This window comes from Natronomonas sp. (genome assembly GCF_028274965.1).
GTDB lineage: Archaea > Halobacteriota > Halobacteria > Halobacteriales > Haloarculaceae > Natronomonas.
On record NZ_JAQCNO010000071.1, the window covers coordinates 132,878 to 149,019 of the forward strand.

General features: G+C 69.1%; 17 protein-coding genes. 6 read left to right on the forward strand and 11 right to left on the reverse strand.

The window, feature by feature from the left end:
- Window positions 1-33: 33 nt before the first annotated feature.
- Together Q0916_RS11925 and Q0916_RS11930 are read right to left on the reverse strand one after the other, a co-directional pair.
- Entirely contained in the window at window positions 34-552 is a 519-nt protein-coding gene (locus Q0916_RS11925; RefSeq protein ID WP_299237495.1) for a peroxiredoxin family protein, read from the reverse strand.
- 57 nt (window positions 553-609) lie between these two features.
- A complete protein-coding gene (locus tag Q0916_RS11930; RefSeq protein ID WP_299237496.1) occupies window positions 610-1,359 on the reverse strand; it encodes a DUF547 domain-containing protein in 750 nt (249 codons plus the stop codon).
- 123 nt (window positions 1,360-1,482) lie between these two features.
- Here Q0916_RS11930 and Q0916_RS11935 point away from each other — a divergent pair, with 123 nt between their 5' ends.
- The gene (locus Q0916_RS11935; RefSeq protein ID WP_299237497.1) at window positions 1,483-2,925 is read left to right on the forward strand and encodes a radical SAM protein; all 1,443 of its coding nucleotides are present in this window, start codon (window positions 1,483-1,485) and stop codon (window positions 2,923-2,925) included.
- Window positions 2,925-3,623, forward strand: coding sequence for a class I SAM-dependent methyltransferase (locus Q0916_RS11940; protein ID WP_299237498.1), 699 nt, complete (start codon window positions 2,925-2,927; stop codon window positions 3,621-3,623). The genes Q0916_RS11935 and Q0916_RS11940 overlap by 1 nt, the downstream gene beginning before the upstream one ends.
- Here Q0916_RS11940 and Q0916_RS11945 read toward each other — a convergent pair.
- Window positions 3,604-5,475 (reverse strand): hybrid sensor histidine kinase/response regulator, encoded by a 1,872-nt coding sequence (locus tag Q0916_RS11945; protein ID WP_299237499.1) that lies wholly within the window; start codon window positions 5,473-5,475, stop codon window positions 3,604-3,606. The genes Q0916_RS11940 and Q0916_RS11945 overlap by 20 nt on opposite strands.
- A gap of 188 nt (window positions 5,476-5,663) precedes the next feature.
- Here Q0916_RS11945 and proS point away from each other — a divergent pair, with 188 nt between their 5' ends.
- From proS to Q0916_RS11960, 3 genes are all read left to right on the forward strand, one after another.
- A complete protein-coding gene (gene proS, locus Q0916_RS11950; protein WP_299237500.1) occupies window positions 5,664-7,112 on the forward strand; it encodes a proline--tRNA ligase in 1,449 nt (482 codons plus the stop codon).
- An 84-nt stretch (window positions 7,113-7,196) separates the two neighbouring features.
- Window positions 7,197-7,535: a cupin domain-containing protein gene (locus Q0916_RS11955; RefSeq protein WP_299237501.1), complete on the forward strand. Its 339-nt coding sequence runs from the start codon at window positions 7,197-7,199 to the stop codon at window positions 7,533-7,535.
- 140 nt (window positions 7,536-7,675) lie between these two features.
- Window positions 7,676-9,535, forward strand: a complete 1,860-nt coding sequence (locus tag Q0916_RS11960) for a methyl-accepting chemotaxis protein (protein ID WP_299237502.1) — start codon at window positions 7,676-7,678, stop codon at window positions 9,533-9,535.
- Between the two features lie 25 nt (window positions 9,536-9,560).
- Here the strand turns inward: Q0916_RS11960 and Q0916_RS11965 are convergent, their stop codons facing one another.
- The 4 genes from Q0916_RS11965 to icd form a co-directional block, all read right to left on the reverse strand.
- Complete coding sequence (locus Q0916_RS11965) at window positions 9,561-9,869, reverse strand: hypothetical protein (protein ID WP_299237503.1); 309 nt, start codon at window positions 9,867-9,869, stop codon at window positions 9,561-9,563.
- A 14-nt stretch (window positions 9,870-9,883) separates the two neighbouring features.
- Window positions 9,884-10,408, reverse strand: a complete 525-nt coding sequence (locus Q0916_RS11970; protein WP_299237504.1) for a DoxX family protein — start codon at window positions 10,406-10,408, stop codon at window positions 9,884-9,886.
- 148 nt (window positions 10,409-10,556) lie between these two features.
- Window positions 10,557-11,042 carry a hypothetical protein gene (locus Q0916_RS11975; protein ID WP_299237505.1) on the reverse strand — a complete coding sequence of 162 codons (486 nt, stop codon included), beginning with the start codon at window positions 11,040-11,042 and terminating at the stop codon, window positions 10,557-10,559.
- A 63-nt stretch (window positions 11,043-11,105) separates the two neighbouring features.
- Window positions 11,106-12,362, reverse strand: coding sequence for an isocitrate dehydrogenase (NADP(+)) (icd, locus tag Q0916_RS11980; RefSeq protein WP_299237506.1), 1,257 nt, complete (start codon window positions 12,360-12,362; stop codon window positions 11,106-11,108).
- A gap of 135 nt (window positions 12,363-12,497) precedes the next feature.
- Between icd and Q0916_RS11985 the strand changes: the two genes are divergently transcribed.
- Entirely contained in the window at window positions 12,498-13,742 is a 1,245-nt protein-coding gene (locus Q0916_RS11985) for a DNA double-strand break repair nuclease NurA (RefSeq protein WP_299237507.1), read from the forward strand.
- Window positions 13,743-13,758: 16 nt separating this feature from the next.
- Here the strand turns inward: Q0916_RS11985 and Q0916_RS11990 are convergent, their stop codons facing one another.
- From Q0916_RS11990 to Q0916_RS12005, 4 genes are all read right to left on the reverse strand, one after another.
- On the reverse strand, window positions 13,759-14,109 hold the full coding sequence (locus Q0916_RS11990) for a DUF7113 family protein (RefSeq protein ID WP_299237508.1): 351 nt from the start codon (window positions 14,107-14,109) through the stop codon (window positions 13,759-13,761).
- Window positions 14,110-14,203: 94 nt separating this feature from the next.
- Entirely contained in the window at window positions 14,204-14,545 is a 342-nt protein-coding gene (locus Q0916_RS11995; RefSeq protein WP_299237509.1) for a hypothetical protein, read from the reverse strand.
- A 183-nt stretch (window positions 14,546-14,728) separates the two neighbouring features.
- A complete protein-coding gene (locus tag Q0916_RS12000) occupies window positions 14,729-15,853 on the reverse strand; it encodes a tyrosine-type recombinase/integrase (RefSeq protein ID WP_299237510.1) in 1,125 nt (374 codons plus the stop codon).
- The gene (locus tag Q0916_RS12005; protein WP_299237511.1) at window positions 15,850-16,026 is read right to left on the reverse strand and encodes a hypothetical protein; all 177 of its coding nucleotides are present in this window, start codon (window positions 16,024-16,026) and stop codon (window positions 15,850-15,852) included. The genes Q0916_RS12000 and Q0916_RS12005 overlap by 4 nt, the downstream gene beginning before the upstream one ends.
- Window positions 16,027-16,142 lie beyond the last annotated feature (116 nt).

Genomic DNA, 16,142 nt, shown 5'->3' on the forward strand with positions numbered 1-16,142 from the left:
GAACTAATGTGCGTTTCGGGTTCGGGCGGCCGCTCACGCCGGGGCGTCCCGCTGTGGGGGCTCGGCCCGGAGCGCGTCGAGTTCGGCGAGTATCTCGTCGACGTCGGGGCGATCGAACGTCGAGGAGCCCTTGTGGACGTACGCTATCTCCGGGTCCGAGCCCCGCCTGTCGACGACGACCACCTCCGGCATCCGGCCGAAGAAATCCGAGAACTTCCCGAGGATCCCGAACCGGACGGGCTGGTCGTACGCGTCGCCGGCCTCGACGTCCGGGTCCGCCAACAGCGGGTACGGGAGCCCGAACTTCTCCTGCCACTGCTCGACGCGCTCGATCGGTTCGGGGACGATCGAGACGACCTCCGCGCCCCGTCCGTGGAACGCCTCGATGCGATCGGCGAGGTCCCGGACCTGCTTGCGGCAGTTCGTGCAGTAGTGGTCGCGCTGAAAAAAGAGCACGGCGAACTCGACGTCGTCCGGAAGCGCCGAGAGCGAGAAGGGGTCCGGGCCGACGGCGACGTTCGGGAGCGAGAACTCCCTTGCTTCCTGTGTCATGCGCGGTCATACGCGCCCGGCGAACAAAACGGTACGGTCCGGTCGGTCGATCGAGCGTCACTCGGCAAACGTTCCGGCCGCCCGCGACCAGTCCCACGAGCGGTGCCGCACCGACGGCGACGCGCTCTCCGGGAGCGCGTCGTGACGCCGGAGGAACGACCTGATCCCGGACCCGCCACCGAAGTCCCCGCGGAACCACAGAAACACCCGGGGAACGCGGACGACGGCCGACTCGGGGTCGTAGACGACCGTCGAATCGAGGTAGCTCCGGGTCGCCGCGTCGAGCTGTTCGTCGATGCGGGCGGGCTCGTAGGCGCGGATCGCCGGACAGCTCTCGGCCCCGCAGTTCAGCGCGAAGTGGATCCGGGGGTCGCACTCGGCGAGGCGGTAGCGCCGCTCGAAGCCGGTCACGTACAGCTTCGGTACGTACCCGAGCCCGTACTTCGAGCGGCCGCCGCGAAGCAGGCCGTTCTCGATGCGGTCAAGCGGGAGCGACGCCCCGCCGACCGTGATCGCCGGCGCGGTGAAAAACCGGACGAACCGCAGCGGGCTCTCGTAGAGTCCGGGACGCTCCGCCAACAGCAGCTGCGTGCCGGCATTATAGCAGTTGAGCCAGAAGGCGAGCGCCGCCCGCCGCTCCGTCCGGAGCACCGCCAGGTCGTCGTCGGTCGCTTCGGCGAGCGCGCGCCGGTACCGCTGTGTCGGGTCGTCGCGCTTGCACGCGAGGAGGAGTTCCTCCGCGAGCGCCGTCGGCGAGTCGGGAACGTCCGGGGGGCGTCCCTCGGCGCGCGCGGTGTCTGATCCCATACTGTGGTTCGGTCGAGCGCTGTAAAAAGGGTTGTGCGCTCTGACGCCGGGCGCGCTCGGCGGCGGTATCCCCGCGGCGCACAGCCCCGCCACGCTTATTTGCGCGTCTCTCTCCCACGTGGTATGGAACGCGGCAACGTGCTCGCGACGACGACGAGTCTCTGCCCCGAGTGTCTCAAGGAGGTCCCCGGTCGCTACGAGCGGGCCGACGGCGGCGTGTTTCTCACGCGGGAGTGCCCCGAGCACGGCGCGGCGAGCCGGCGGGTGTGGGGGTCGTTCGACCACTGGGAGTGGGCCGCCGAGTTCGGGCCGACCCCGGAGCACGACGGCGGCGATCTGACCGTCGCGGACGACCACGCCTGCCTGGCCGTCGTCGAGGTCACCGACGACTGTAACCTCTCGTGTTCGTACTGCTTTGCGAGTTCCGGCCCCGGCGGCGAGCACCGCTCGACGGCGGAGATCGACGCCCTCCTCGACACCGTCGCCGAGGCCGGCGGCCGGCCGATCCAGTTTTCCGGCGGCGAGCCGACGGTCAGAGACGACCTCCCGGAACTCGTCGAGCGGGCCCGCGAGCGCGGGATCGACCACGTCGAGGTGAACACGAACGGGATCCGCCTGGCGACCGAGGACGGCTACGCCGAGGCGCTCGCCGAGGCCGGCGTCACGGCGGTGTACCTCCAGTTCGACGGGCTGACGAGCGAGACCTACGAGCGGATCCGCGAGGTCGATCTCCTCGAGCACAAGCGCGCGGCGATCGAGGCCTGTCGGGCGGCTGATCTCCCGGTCGTGCTCGTCCCGACCGTCGTCCCCGGGGTCAACGACCACGAGATGGGCGACATCGTTCGCTTTGCGATCGACAACAGGGACGTGGTCCGGTCGGTGAACTTCCAGCCGGTGGCACACTTCGGCCGCTACGAGCGCAACGACGGCCGCTTTGCGATCGACGACGCGACGCGGCTGCTGGCCGAGCAGATCGGTCCGCTCGAGGCCCGCGATATGCTCCCGGCGCCGTGCTGTTCGGCGTACTGTCAGATCGGGACCGCCTTCGTTCCGCAGGGAGAAGGGCCAAAAGCGGGAACGGAGACGGACGGAGATGGCCAAGAGGGCGAAGACGACCCGTTCGTCCCGCTCACGCGGTACGTCGACGACGAACTCTGGGACGCCCTCTCGGGCATGGTCGACGAGGACGATTACATGGAGCTGCTCGCCGGCACCGCGGCGGGCGAGGAGTGGGCCTGCAAGACCGCCGGGTGCTGCGGCGTCGACGTCCCCGGCGGCGTCGAGGGGCTGTTCGACGACGTCGTCCCGGTGTCCTTTACCGGGTTCATGGACGCCGACGCGGCGGACCTAAACCGCCTGAGCAACTGCTGTATCTCGGTGCCGACGACGGACGGCGAGTTGGTCCCGTTCTGCGGGTACAACATGACCACGGAGGACGGCGAGTACGCCCTTCGGAACCGAAACGGCTGGGGAGGCCGCGACAGTGCCGGGGAACCCTCGGGCGAGAGTACCGAGGAGACGGTCGCCGACGGCGGGTGCGGCCCGGTCGATCGCGGGGGGGACTGATGGACGGGCTGCTCGACGCCGCGTTGGCGAACCCCTGGAGCACCCTCGATCGCGTGCTCGATGGGCCGCTTCACCCCGGCGGGACGGAGGCGACGGCCGAACTGCTCGATCGCGCCGCCGTCGGCCCCGGAACGCGGCTGCTCGACGTCGGATGCGGCGCCGGCGAGGCCGTGGCTGCCGCACGGGAGCGCGGCGCCGACGCCGTCGGGATCGACCGCTCGAGCGGTGCCGAACGCGCGGTGCTCGGGGACGCGAGGGCGCTTCCGTTCGGCGACGGGACGGCCGACGTCGTCCTCGCCGAGTGCGTGCTCTGTCTCACCGACCTCCCGGTGGCCCTCGGCGAAACCCGCCGCGTGTTGTGCGAGGGCGGCCGGCTCGCGCTCTCGGATGTCGTCGTCGAGGGCGACGGGCCGGCGGTCCCGGATCGGATCGCGGAGGCGCTCTGTCTCGAGGGCGCGCGCGGTCGCGGTCGCCTGCGCGCCGAGCTGTCCGAGGCCGGATTCGCGGTCCGGTCGGTGACGGACCACCGCGAGGAGCTCCTGGCGATGCGGGATCGGGTGACCGAGCGCGTCGACTACGAGGGCCTGCTCGGCCTGATGGGCGAGCGCGGCGCGCGCGCACTCGAGGCGATCGAGGAGCTCGAACGCGCGGTCGAGGACGGGACGGTGGGCTACGTCTCTATCGTCGCGGACGCGTGACCCCGGCGATCTCGAAGCGCGCGCCGCCGTCGGCGCTCTCTGCGATGTCGACCGTCCAGCCGTGGGCCTCGGCGATCCGCTCGACGACGCCGAGCCCGAAGCCGGTCCCCTCGGTCGTCGTCGAGTAGCCGAGGTCGAACACCGTCTCCCGCTCGTCCTCGGGGACGCCCGGCCCGTCGTCTTCGACGTAGAAGCCGTCGGCCGCGGTTTCGGTTTCGGTTTCAGCTTCGGGGCCGCTGTGAGGTCCGCCGGGGAGCGCGCCGACGGTCACGGACGCCGCCTTGCCGGCGTGTTCGATCGCGTTCCGAAAGAGGTTCTCGAAGAGCTGCTGGAGGCGGTCCTCGTCGGCCTCGATCGTGCCGAGGTCCCCGGCGACGAGCAGTTCGGCCGCCCCGGCGTCCTCGGCGACCATCGTCCAGGCGGTCCGGACCGTCGCCTCGAGGTCGACGGGGTCGGTCGAGCCGATGTCTCGCCCCTCGCGGGCGAGCCAGAGCATGTCGTCGATGATCCGGTTCATCCGGGCGACCGCGTCCTCGACGGCGTCGATGTGGTCGCCGTTCGACCCGTTGCGCGCGAGTCGCGCCCGGCCCTCGACGACGTTCAGCGGGTTCCGGAGGTCGTGGCTGACGATGCTCGCGAACTCCTCGAGGCGCTCGTTTTGTCGCTCCAGGCGCTGTTCGTACTCCGTCCGTTCGGTGACGTCCTGGACGGCCCCCCGGATCCGGACGACCTCGCCGTCCTCGATCACCGGCGCGCCTTGGACCCGGAGCCAGCGCGTCTCGCCGTCGGCCCGACGGTAGCGGGCCTCGGTGTCGAAGGGCTCGCCGGATTCGAGCGCCGCCTCGATGGCGTCCTCGATGACCGGGCGGTCGTCCTCGTGGTAGATGTCGAGTGCGCTCTCGAGCGGCGGCGCGTCCTCGGCGTCGAACCCGATCAACTCGAAGAGGTTCTCGCTCCAGTACACCTCGAGGGTGTCGGCGTCGAGTTCCCACCCGCCGACGTCGGCGATCCGCTCGGTCTGTGCGAGCAGGTCGCTCGTTCGCTCTAGCTCCCACTCGCGTTCGATCTGTTCGGTGATGTCGCGGCCGATACCGGCGACGCCGATGGCCTCGCCGCGCTCGTCGGTCAGCCGCGTCGCGGCGAACTCGTAGGGGACCCGTTCGCCGGTGCCGGTGCACACGTCGGCTCGGACGGTCGAGTCGCCCGTTTCGAGGGCCTCTCGGATGCTCGCGGCGACCCGCGATCGCTCGTCGGCGGGGAAGAGATCGACCGGCTCTAAGCCCGCTATCTCCCCGTCGTCGTACCCGGAGACCTCCGAGAGCGTCTCGTTCCAGTGTTGGATCTCGCCGTCGGCGTCGAGCACATAAAAGACGTCCTGGAGCGCGTCGAGGCTCCGCTCGACGAGCGCCGGGCTGTGCGCCTCGCCGGGGCGTTCGGTCGCCGGACGCCCCCGCGATCGCGATCGCAGGACTGCGTCGGTAATCCGGTCGGCCAGACGGGCGTAGTGCTCGGGGGATCGCCCCTTCGGAACGTAGTCGGTGATCCCCGCCGAAACCGCCTCGCCGTCGACCGCCTCGGTGTCGGTAAACAGCACGAACGGGACCTCGGGGCGGACCTCGCGGACGGCCTTGAGGAACTCGACGCCGCTCATCGCCGCGACGCCGTACTCCGAGACCACGCAGTCTATCGGGTCTTCAGCGTCGGTCAGCGCCGCTATCGCCGCCGTTGGGTCGGCGGCCGTCTCGACGCCGAGGCGGCCGTCCTCGCCTTCGAGGGAGGCCGGGACCGCCGCGGCGAACTCCGGGTCGTCGTCGACGTACAGCACGCGGACTGTCTCGGGCGGGTCGGTCATGACGTCTCGTGTCCGTGGCGTCGTGTGACAGCACGGCTGTGGCCGGTATAGTAGTTGGTGATCGAACGGCACGCGAGCGCGAAGCCGCCGGCGCCGGATCCCGACAGTATATAAATACACGCCTCCGAACGGACGGTACTGAACGTCCGCACGGTCGCTCGGCGGCCGAGCGGGAACGCCGAAAGCCAATGACCGAACAAGAACTCGGAATCACGGAGCGAAAGGAGCACAACCCCGGCGAGTGGTACGCCGAAGTGGTACGGAAGGCCGGCCTGGCGGACTACGCGCCGATGGGCGGGTTCATCGTCACCCGGCCCCGCGGGTACGCGATCTGGGAGCGGCTCAAGCGGCACCTCGACGGGTGGTTCAAGGAGACCGGGGTCGACAACGCCTACTTCCCGATGTTCATCCCCGAGTCGTATCTCGAACGCGAGAAGGACATCGTCGAGGGCTTCGATCCCGAGGTCGCGTGGGTCACCCACGGCGGCCGCGAGGAGCTCGACGAACGGCTCGCGGTCCGGCCGACCTCCGAGTCGATCATCGCGCCGTTCATCTCCCAGTGGGTCCGGAGCCACCGCGACCTGCCGATGCGGGTGAACCAGTGGTGTTCCGTCGTCCGCTGGGAGGCGACGGAGACGAAGCCGTTCTTCCGGACCAAGGAGTTCCTCTGGCAGGAGGGCCACACCGCACACGCCACCCACGAGGACGCCTGGGCGGAGACGATGACGCGGCTCGGGCAGTACGAACGCCTCTACGAGGAGGTGATGGCGATCCCCGGGATGAAGGGCCGCAAGCCCGAACACGACAAGTTCCCGGGGGCGCACACGACGACGACGATCGAGGCGTTGATGCCCGACGGCAAGTCCGTCCAGGCCGGCACGAGCCACCACCTCGGCACCTCCTTCGCGGAGGCGTTCGACATCACTTACACCGACGAGGAGGAGACCGAACGGACCGCACACACCACCTCCTGGGGGCTCTCCTGGCGCGCGCTCGGGGCGCTCATCATGACGCACTCTGACGATCAGGGGCTCGTCGTCCCGCCCGCGCTCGCGCCGACGCAGGTCGTCGTCGTGCCGATCTGGCAGGAGGACACCGAGACCGCGGTCACGGAGTACGCCGCCGACCTCGCCGCGGAGCTCGACGAGCGGTTCCGCGTCGAGTACGACGACCGCGACGGGCGCAACCCCGGGTTCAAATTCAACGAACACGAGCTACACGGCGTTCCGCTCCGGATCGAGGTCGGTCCGAACGAGGTCGAAGAGGACGGCGCAACGCTCGTCCACCGCCCGGACGGCGAAAACGAGACCGCCGACCGCGACGGGATCGCCGACGCGGTCGAGGACGCCCTCGAAACCGTGTACGCGAAGCTCTACGCCGCCGCCGAGGAGAACCTGACCGAGAACGTCCGGGAGGCCCACGGACGCGGCGAGATCCTCGGGACGATCGGCCGACACGGCGGGTACGTCAAAACCGGCTGGTGCGGCGACGAGGCCTGCGAGGCCGAGATCAAAGACGAGATCGCCGCCGAGATCGTCATGCTGCCGATGGACCGCGACGAGGAGCCGATCCACGAGACCTGCGGGGTCTGCGGCGAGGCGGCCGTCGAGACCGCCTACTTCGCAAAGTCGTACTGACGGGGGCTCCGGTCGAGCGCCGGGGGCGCAGACGCGCCGTTTCGCCCTGTCGGTTTTTTGTGTATCGGGCGCGTTGGCGATCGCATGGATCGGATCAGATCCTCCGAGGCCGACGCGGCGGAGCCGATCGACGGCGTCCGTCTCGCGCCGTTGGTCGCTGGCGAGGAGACGAGCATGCAGCGCTTCGAGATCGAGCCCGGGGCGACCGTCCCCGAGCACAGCCACCCCCACGAACAGACCGGCTACCTGCGGGAGGGGACGGTGACGTTCGTCTCGGGCGGCGAGGAGACCGTCGTCGAGGCCGGCGATTCGTTCACCGTTCCGGGCGGGGAGTCACACTCGGTTACGAACGACGGCGACGCGGTGGCCCGCGGGATCGACGTGTTCTCGCCGCCGCGCGAAGACCCCGAGTGGGCGGAGTGAACGGACGGGGGCGGTCGACCGCAAACTCGATCCCGACGCGACTCACTGCTCGATTCGGGAGGTACGACGCGGCTCACCGCTCGATTCGAGGGGTATTATCCCGTCCGGCTTGAAGTCCACCGGCGCTGAGTAGACGGGCAATGACGGACAACGAAACGACGCTCGATCGCGTTCTCGCCGGCATCCCGAGCGGGAACCGGATCGACGACGGTCAGTTCGCGCTCAGACACAGGGCGATCGTCGGATCGCTCGTCGTCCTCGCACCGGTCCTGTTCGTGCTCAGCCGGCTCACGGGGACGGGCGGGATCACCGGCGCGACGTACCCCGAGATCCCGCTGGTACACGGCCTCGTCGGGAGCGGCCTCCTCGTCGCCCTGGCGGGCCTCAGTGCGCTTGCGGTGCTCCCTCGGCGGGCGAGGTCGGTCACCGCGTCGTTCGGGTTCATGACCGCCGCCGCGGTGCTCGCGTACTTCTGGGGGGGGTTCATCGAGGCGCACTTTCTGTACTTCGTCGGCGTCGGCGTCGTCGCGATGTACGAGGACTGGCTGCCGCTCGCCGTCGGCGTCTCGTACGTGGCCCTCCAGCACTCGATCTTCGGACAGATCGAGGGGGCGGCGGTGTTCAACCACGAGGCGGCGCTGGCGAACCCGAAGGTCTGGGGGGCGATACACGCCTTCTTCGTGCTCTTGCTCGTCGGCGCGATCCTGTTCCAGTGGCGGTCGATCGAGCTCACGCGGGACTCGCTCGACGACACCGCCGAGAACGTCGAAACGCTCGAACGGCAGCGCGAGGAGATCACGGAGGCCCGCCGGGAGGCCGAGGCACAACAGGAGCGACTCGACGAGTTGAACGGGACGCTACGGGCCGAGGCCGCCGACGTCGCGTCGGCGCTCACCGCGGTCGCGAACCGCGATCTGACCGCGAGCCCGCCGGAGGGCTCCGACATCGAGGCGGTCCAGGACATCTCGAGCGCGTACCGCGAGATGACCGCGGACCTCGGGTCGGTCCTCGGGGACCTCCGGGCGTTCGCGGACACGGTCGATCGGACGACCGAGTCGGTCCACGAGCGCGCCGGGGACCTCGAGGCCGACCAGCGCGAGCAGGCCGACGACGTCCGCGAGCTCGCCGCCGAGCTCGAACGGCAGGCCGAGCAACTCGAGTCCGCCCGCGACGAGATGGACGACCTCTCGGCGGTGATCGAGGAGATCGCGGCGAGCACACAGGAGGTCTCCGGGGAGACGGCGGACGTGGCCGGACTCGCCGAGGACGGCAGCAACGAGGCCGCGGCCGCCGCCGAGGCCGTCGAAGCGGTCACGGAGCGCGTGGAGACGGTCGCCGAGTTGACCCGGACGCTCGACGAGCGGATGGGCGACGTCGAAGAGACGACGTCTCTCATCGACGACATCGCCGAGCAGACGAACATCCTCGCGCTCAACGCGAACATCGAGGCCGCCCGCGCCGACGGCGGCTCCGGGGGCTCCGGCGGCGACGGGTTCGGCGTGGTCGCAAACGAGGTCAAGGCGCTCGCCGAGGAGACCCGCGGGCACTCCGCGGCGATCCAGGAGACGACCGCCGAGACCCTCGAGGACGTCGCCGAGGTGCGCCGGGACGTCGAGCGCCTCGAGTCGGTCGTCGCGGACGGGGCCGAAAGCGTCGACACGGTCGCGGGGCTTTTCGACCGCGTCGACGAGTCGGCGGCCGGGCTCGAGGTCTCGATCGACGAGGTCGCCCGCGCGACCGACGACGGGGCCGCAAGCACCGAGGAGGTCACCGCGGTCATCAACGGGGTCGCCGACGAGGCCCGCGAGCTCGCACGGAAGGGGAACGCGGCCGCCGACGCGAGCGAGGCGACCGCCGACGGCATCTCGGGGATCCGCGAGGAGCTCGCGGATCTCAGTTCGCAGACGGCGACCCTCCAGCGGGAGCTAGACGAGTTCACGCTGCCGTCGGAGCGCGATCCGACCGCGGGGGCGGCGGAACCGACGGCCGCGGACGACTGAGAGCAGAGCGGACCGAACCCCGGCGTCAGTCGGCTCCGACGTCGGCGGGGGCAGAACCGACCCGTTCGGCCGGGGCGTCGACGATCCGGTACAGCCCCCAGACGAACAGGACGAGCAGTCCCGCGATCACGAGGCCGGTGCGAAGCGTCGGGTCGACGGCCGGGTACAGCGTCTCGACGACCGTTCCCGCGTCGTTCGTCAGTTCCACCGGCGTCGCGCCGTAGGGCCGCCCCGCGAGGATCTCGACGATCCCCGAGACGACGGTTCCGAGCGCGATCAGCGCGCCGCTGAGTGCCAATGCCGCGTTGTCGAGTGCGTCGTGTTCCTGTCTCATTGTTCTTCGGCTCCTCACCCGAGGAGGTACCTCAGCTTCGGGTGTCGTTCGACGAGGTCGGTGCGTTCGATGATCGCGTCGAGGCCGTAGTACCGGCCGGCGGCGAGCGCCGCCATCGTCACGAACAACAGCAGGCCCATGAGGTCGCTGTTGACGAGGCCGTGTCCGAACTCGGCGTTGCCGACCCAAAACAGCGTCATGAAGAAGGCGCCGCCGAACGCGGCCAGCCGCGTCAACAGGCCGAACATGACGCCGAGGCCGATCAGCGTCTCGAAGACGGGCACGCCCGGCTCGATGAGCCACGCGAGGTTGTTGCCCATCCAGACCGGCAGGGGGCCGAGCGCCGTCCCCTCCATCCCCCGGAGGTAGGCCGGGCCGTAGGAGTACGCCAGGCCGTCCTCGAGGAGTTTCGTGACGCCCGAACGGAGGAACCACCAGCCGGTGATGATCCGCAGTAGGGCGATCCAGTACCGCGCGAGCGGCCCGTCGAGTTCGAAGGTGTACTCGCGTGCCACGGAGTCGGCCGTTCTCGTTGCCATCGTGTTCACCTCACGCGAGACGGTAGCGGCGGGTGGTACATGTATCACCGAGGCCGTTCCAAGATTCTGGGAAAACCCGGGTCGGGTCGGGGCGGGGCGGCGGCGGGGAGGAAACCGTTCGGAGCCGACAAAACCGCGGGTCGGTTCGCTACCGGTCTCGGCGGTCGGCGAGCGCCCCCCGGAGGCGTTCGAGTGCGGACCCGACATCGCCGGCGGCGGCCCTCCTCTCCGTCAGGAACAACAGGAGCCCGGGGGCCGCGGCAACCGCAGTCGCGCGGTCGGCCTCCCCGAGGCCGGCTTCCTCGACGAGTCGGCTCGGAAGCGTGACGACCGCCGATCCGAGTTTCCCCCGCATCGGCACCGGAAACTCCCCGACAACGCGCGCTTGGGGGTCGAACTCGGCGGTGACGGCGCGCCGGACGGCGACGCGGGTCCGCTGTGACCCGTACCGATCGAGGTCGAAGCCGAGCCAGACCCCCTCGCCCGCGGGGAGGTGGGCGAACACCGGTCGGGGCGGCTCGACGTCGGTTTCGGCCGCCTCGATCGCCGCTTTGACGAGCGTGAGCCGGTGGGAGCCGCTCGAGTCGCGGAGTTTGTTGAACCGGTAGGCGTCGGGTGGGTCGTGTTCGGACATCGGATGGGATGAGAGTCAGACGGGGGCTACGGTGTCGGCCTCAGATACGAGTCGGAGGCCCGATCAGGCCATCTCCTCGATGTTCTCGACGACGACGTCGGCGTACTCGCTCGTGGCGAGTTTCTCGCCGCCCTCGATCTGTCGCTCGATGTCGTAGGTGACCTTCCGGTCGACGATGGCGCGCTCGACGGCGTCCCGGACGAGGTCGGCGGCGTCGTCCCAGCCCATGAACTCGAGCATGATGCGCCCCGAGAGGATCATCGCCGTGGGGTTGACCTTGTCCTGGCCGGCGTACTTCGGCGCGGAGCCGTGAACGGGTTCGGCGAGCACGCGGCCGTCGCCGAGGTTGATCCCCGGCGCGATGCCGAGGCCGCCGATCTGCGCCCCGCAGGCGTCCGAGAGGTAGTCGCCGTTGAGGTTCGGCAGCGCCAACACGTCGTACTGGTCGGTCCGGGTGAGGATCTGCTGGAGCATGTTGTCGGCGATGCGGTCGTTGACGACGACCGCGTCCTCGGGCGCCTCGCCGTCGCGTTCTTCCCACAGCGTGTCCTCGGTGATGACCTCCTCGCCGTACTCCTCGCGGGCGACCTCGTAGCCCCAGTCCCGGAAGGCGCCCTCGGTGAACTTCATGATGTTGCCCTTGTGGACGAGGGTGACCGAGTCGCGGCCGTTTTCGAGCGCGTAGTCGATCGCCTTCCGGACCAGCCGCTTCGTGCCGAACTCGGTGATGGGTTTGATCCCGATCCCGAGCGGGCCGTCGTGGATCGTCGAGTCGAAGCCCATCTCCTCTTCGACGAACGCCTTCACCTGCTGGACGCCCTCGGTGCCGGCCTCCCACTCGATGCCGGCGTAGACGTCCTCGGTGTTCTCCCGGAACGACACCATGTCCATCTGCTCGGGTCGTTTGACCGGCGACGGGACGCCATCGAGGTGGTAGGTCGGACGGATGTTCGTGTACAGATCGAGCTTCTTCCGGAGGGCGACGTTGAGGCTCCGGAAGCCGGCGCCGACGGGCGTCGTCAGCGGGCCCTTGATCGAGACTTTGAACTCCCTGAGCGCGTCGACGGTCTCCTCGGGGAGGTTCTCGTCGTACCGCTGGCGGGCGGATTCGCCGGCGTAGACCCGCATCCAGTTGATCTCGCGGCCCGTGGCGTTCGCCGCCGCCTGGAGCACCGTCTGGGCGGCGGGGCCGACGTCGGTTCCGATGCCGTCGCCGTGGATGATCGGAACGATCGGGTCGTCCGGGACGACGAGCTCGTCGTCACCCGCGACGTCGATCTTCGACCCGTCCGACGGCACCTCGATTTCGTCGTATTCCATACCGGATCGTATTGAACGGTCGGTCAAAGGAGTACCGCTATCGCGGCGAGTTTTGCATCAAAGACCGGGTAAGACTCGCGGCGGCGCCCGCGGCGCCGGCCGACGTTTTAATTGTTCGAACGCCGCACGGACCGTATGACCCTCGACCCGGTCCACTTCGACGGCATCGCACGGCTCGCGGGCCGGATCAGCCAGCGCGTCGACGCGAGCGACCACGAGAGCTTCGCCGAAACGGTGTTCGAGGAGTTCCTCGATCCCCTGTGGGACGGCGACAGGCGGGCGATCGAGCCGCTCGGACCCCGGCGCCGGCGGCGGATCGACACCGAGGCGGCGGCGCTTCAGGAGGCGCCGTTCCCGACCCAACACGGGCTCGATTCGGGGACGATCAACCCAACGACGTTCAGCAACGGGCTCGTCCTCGACGTGGCGCAGGCGGCGATGGCGGCCGTCCCCTCGGAGCTCGGGTTACACCGCTCGCGGACGGTGGTCGCAACGGTGCACTCGAACGACGCGACCGTCGACTGCGGGGAGGACGAGTGGACGATGTTCGACGGCGGGTACTCCAAGGGGCGGATCCTCCAAGCGCCGCGCGTCAGCCGCTACGAGGAGGCCGTCGTCCACGCGCTGTCGCTGTATCTCGCCGAGATAACCCACGCCGAAACCCAGGCGGATCTCGTTGAGGACCTCCTGATCCTCGATGGGCCGATCTACCCGAAGGGGCTGCTCGCGTGGGCCGACAGACACCCGGAACTCGCCGATCTGCTCGTCGAGGACGAGCGACCGCGGGACGTCGTGTCGGCGTACATCGACCTCGTCGAGCGCTTCGCAGAGCGCGGCGTGCCGCTCGTCGGGTTCGTCAAAAACGGGAGTTCGAAGGCGATAACCCGGATCCTCAGGCGGACCGAGCGCGCGCCGTGGATCGACGACGCCGCCTTCTTCCAGCGCGTTCTCGACCGCGGCGACGGGGACGGGGCGGCGCCGACGGATCAGCTCACGTTCACCAACTGGTTCGTCTCGCGGTGCGGCGTCGACGAGCCGCTGTCGGCCGACGGGGACGCCTTGGGGCTCCGGCGGGAGCGGGAGCTCTCGGACTACGAGGTGACGTTCTTCTGCGTGTACGACCCCCGCGAGGAACTGCTGTTTCGCGTCGAGTCCCCCGCCGTCTTCACGCGCGATCCCGACACCAGGGAGGCGATCACGATGCAGATGCTCCGCGACGTCGCCCACGAGCGGGGGCCGCCGCTCGCGGTGTCGAAGGCCGACGAGTTGGCCCGGATCGGCCGCGACGAGAAGGCCGCGCTCACGCGGGCAATCGAGCAGCGCTTCGACGCGGACCGCGATCGGTCCTACGACGACGAGCGCTGGGGGCTCGTCGCCTGATCCGGCGATCCCCCGATCAGCGCCCGGTCGGTCCGTCGTCGACGGCCTCGAGCACCTCGATTGCGACGTCGGACTCGTCGACGCCGAGGCGGGCGAACTGCGTGCGGATGTGCGCCCTCGCGGCGTCGATCGCCCGTTCGCGGTCGGCGAACCCCCGCGGCATCGGCGACTCGAAGGCGATCCGTATCTCCCGGCCGTCGAGGGTCTGGGTCTGCCCGCCGCTTTCGACCTCGTAGAACGCGTCGCAGACCCAGACGTACGGGGCGTCGTCGTCGGGAGCGCCGCGGAACGTCGGCGGGTCGTCGCCGGGTTCGTACAGCGTCCCCGTCAGTGCCGTCCCGCCCGCCGAACCGCGGATCAGAAGCATAGCGCCGGGTACACGACAGGCGGATAAAAGCCGTGCGGCGGGAGGCGGTGGGCCGCCCGACAGCTGACACGACAGCCGACGGCCGGCGGCCGGATCACCGCGTCGTCGGCGTCACGCCGACGTCCCGGACGGTCCGGACGTTGAGCCCGGTCCTGGCCCCGTTGTGGCGGTACTCGACGTAGACGAGGCGGTCGTCGTAGGCGTCCAGCGGGAGGAGGTAGGTCGCGCCGTCGGCGAATCCGAGCCAGAACACGATGTCGGAGTCGCCGGGGGTCCCCTCGGTGATCCGGACCTCGACGACATCGCCGTTTTCGCCGCGTTCGCGGGTCTCGTACACCTCGCCTTTGAGCCGCCGGGAGGTCGTTCCGACGGAGACGAACAGGTTCACGGTCGCGCCAACACACACATCGCGGAGTTCGTCGGACACCCGTATCATAGCTCTCGATCCGTGCCTCGCCGGAGTTCGGAGACGCGGGGTATTTATACCTCCGTCGGACTCAACGAGTGACCCCGAGCGATCGATCGGGGGGCGCTTCGAGAGCGGGCGCTCGAAGCATCCGCCGTCGGATCCCCCGGAGGGCGAAGGCGAGAAGTGGGTTCGGGCAGATATCAACTAACTTCATTGCGATCGCCCTCCCTCTCCGAGATCGAGGCCGTCGATGTGATGCCGCCGCCGCTGTTCCATTTCCTCTCGTTTATCTGGTTTGTCATAATGATTCTCGATCACTCGGACGGACGCATTAACCCGCTCCGCGACGACGTCCGCGGGCACGCCCTGGTTTCGTTGCCAGGTGATCGACCCTGTCCGCACTTGATGAGGCGACCGCGACGACGGGCATTTGCTGGCGTGCGAATAGTCGATAAACTCGCACACCTCGGGATCCTCGCCGTGGGGACACTCCCGATAGTGACAGGGGAACGTCGCCATGTAGATCCACGCCCGGATGCTGTTCGTCGACGGCCGCCCCTGCTGGCTCGTAAATAGCGGTTCACGCCCGTACTCGTCGAAAACGTGGCCGTAGCGGTAATCCTCGATATAGCCGTCGAGAACATCGCACACCGTATCCTGAAGCCCGACGATCCGCTCCCCGTCGCGGCCGTTTTTCAGCGGCGTACCTTCGTCGGGAGCATGTTCGAACTCAAGCGTGCGAGCCCCAGGATCGTAATGGCCAAGATCGAGCGCCCGCAGCCCTCCGAGACGGCAGCCGACGTACCACGCGACCGTCAAGAGTGCGTGGCCGCGGGAGTGACGCCACTCGGCACTGTCCTCGAAGGTGTCGAGTAGCTCGCGGGCGGCGTCAGGATGAAGCCGCGTGTCGTCGACCTGGTCGACTTGATCCACGTCCGGTGGATCGACTTTCTCGGGGAGCCCGTCCTCAACGACTTCGATCCGCTCGGCGTATTCGAGGAAGTTCTTGAGCGTCCCGAGCTCCTTGTTCAGCGAGACAGTCGCCATACCTGACCGCCGCCGGTGGGTTTCGTAGGTCTCGATGTCCCAGCCGTTCACATCGCCGATCGCGGTGATGCCCTCGGCCTCACACCACTCGATGAAGTGCTTGAGCCGGTAGTGGTACGCCGAGACCGTCGAGTCGGCCTTGTCGACGCGGAGCTTGTCGAGCCAGCGTTCGAGCGTCTCTCGGGGCGAGAGTTCGGGCGGCTCGCGCCGGCCGCTCCCGTCGTTCACCGGTGCGATCCGGACGCGGTAACTCGACGGCGTCGGCGCCTCTGGTTGAGTCCCGCTCATCGAGTGCTCACCTCCCGAAGCCACGCGACGCGGTGGCTCGGACAGAGAACGCGCGTCTTGTCGGTGTTGTCCGGCTCGATTCGGGCGAGTAGCTCCTCACGTTCGCAGCCCGACTTGTTGCATTGATCGGCCTCGGGGACCGGCGTGATCGTTGCTGTACCTGCGGTACTCATGCTCCCACCCCACGGTTGGACGAGAGGTTTCGAATTCGTCGAGCGTGCCGCTGACACGTCTCCATCTCGCCCCGCTGGGGGTGTCGGACGGTCTCCGTCGGTTCGCCGCCGCAGTA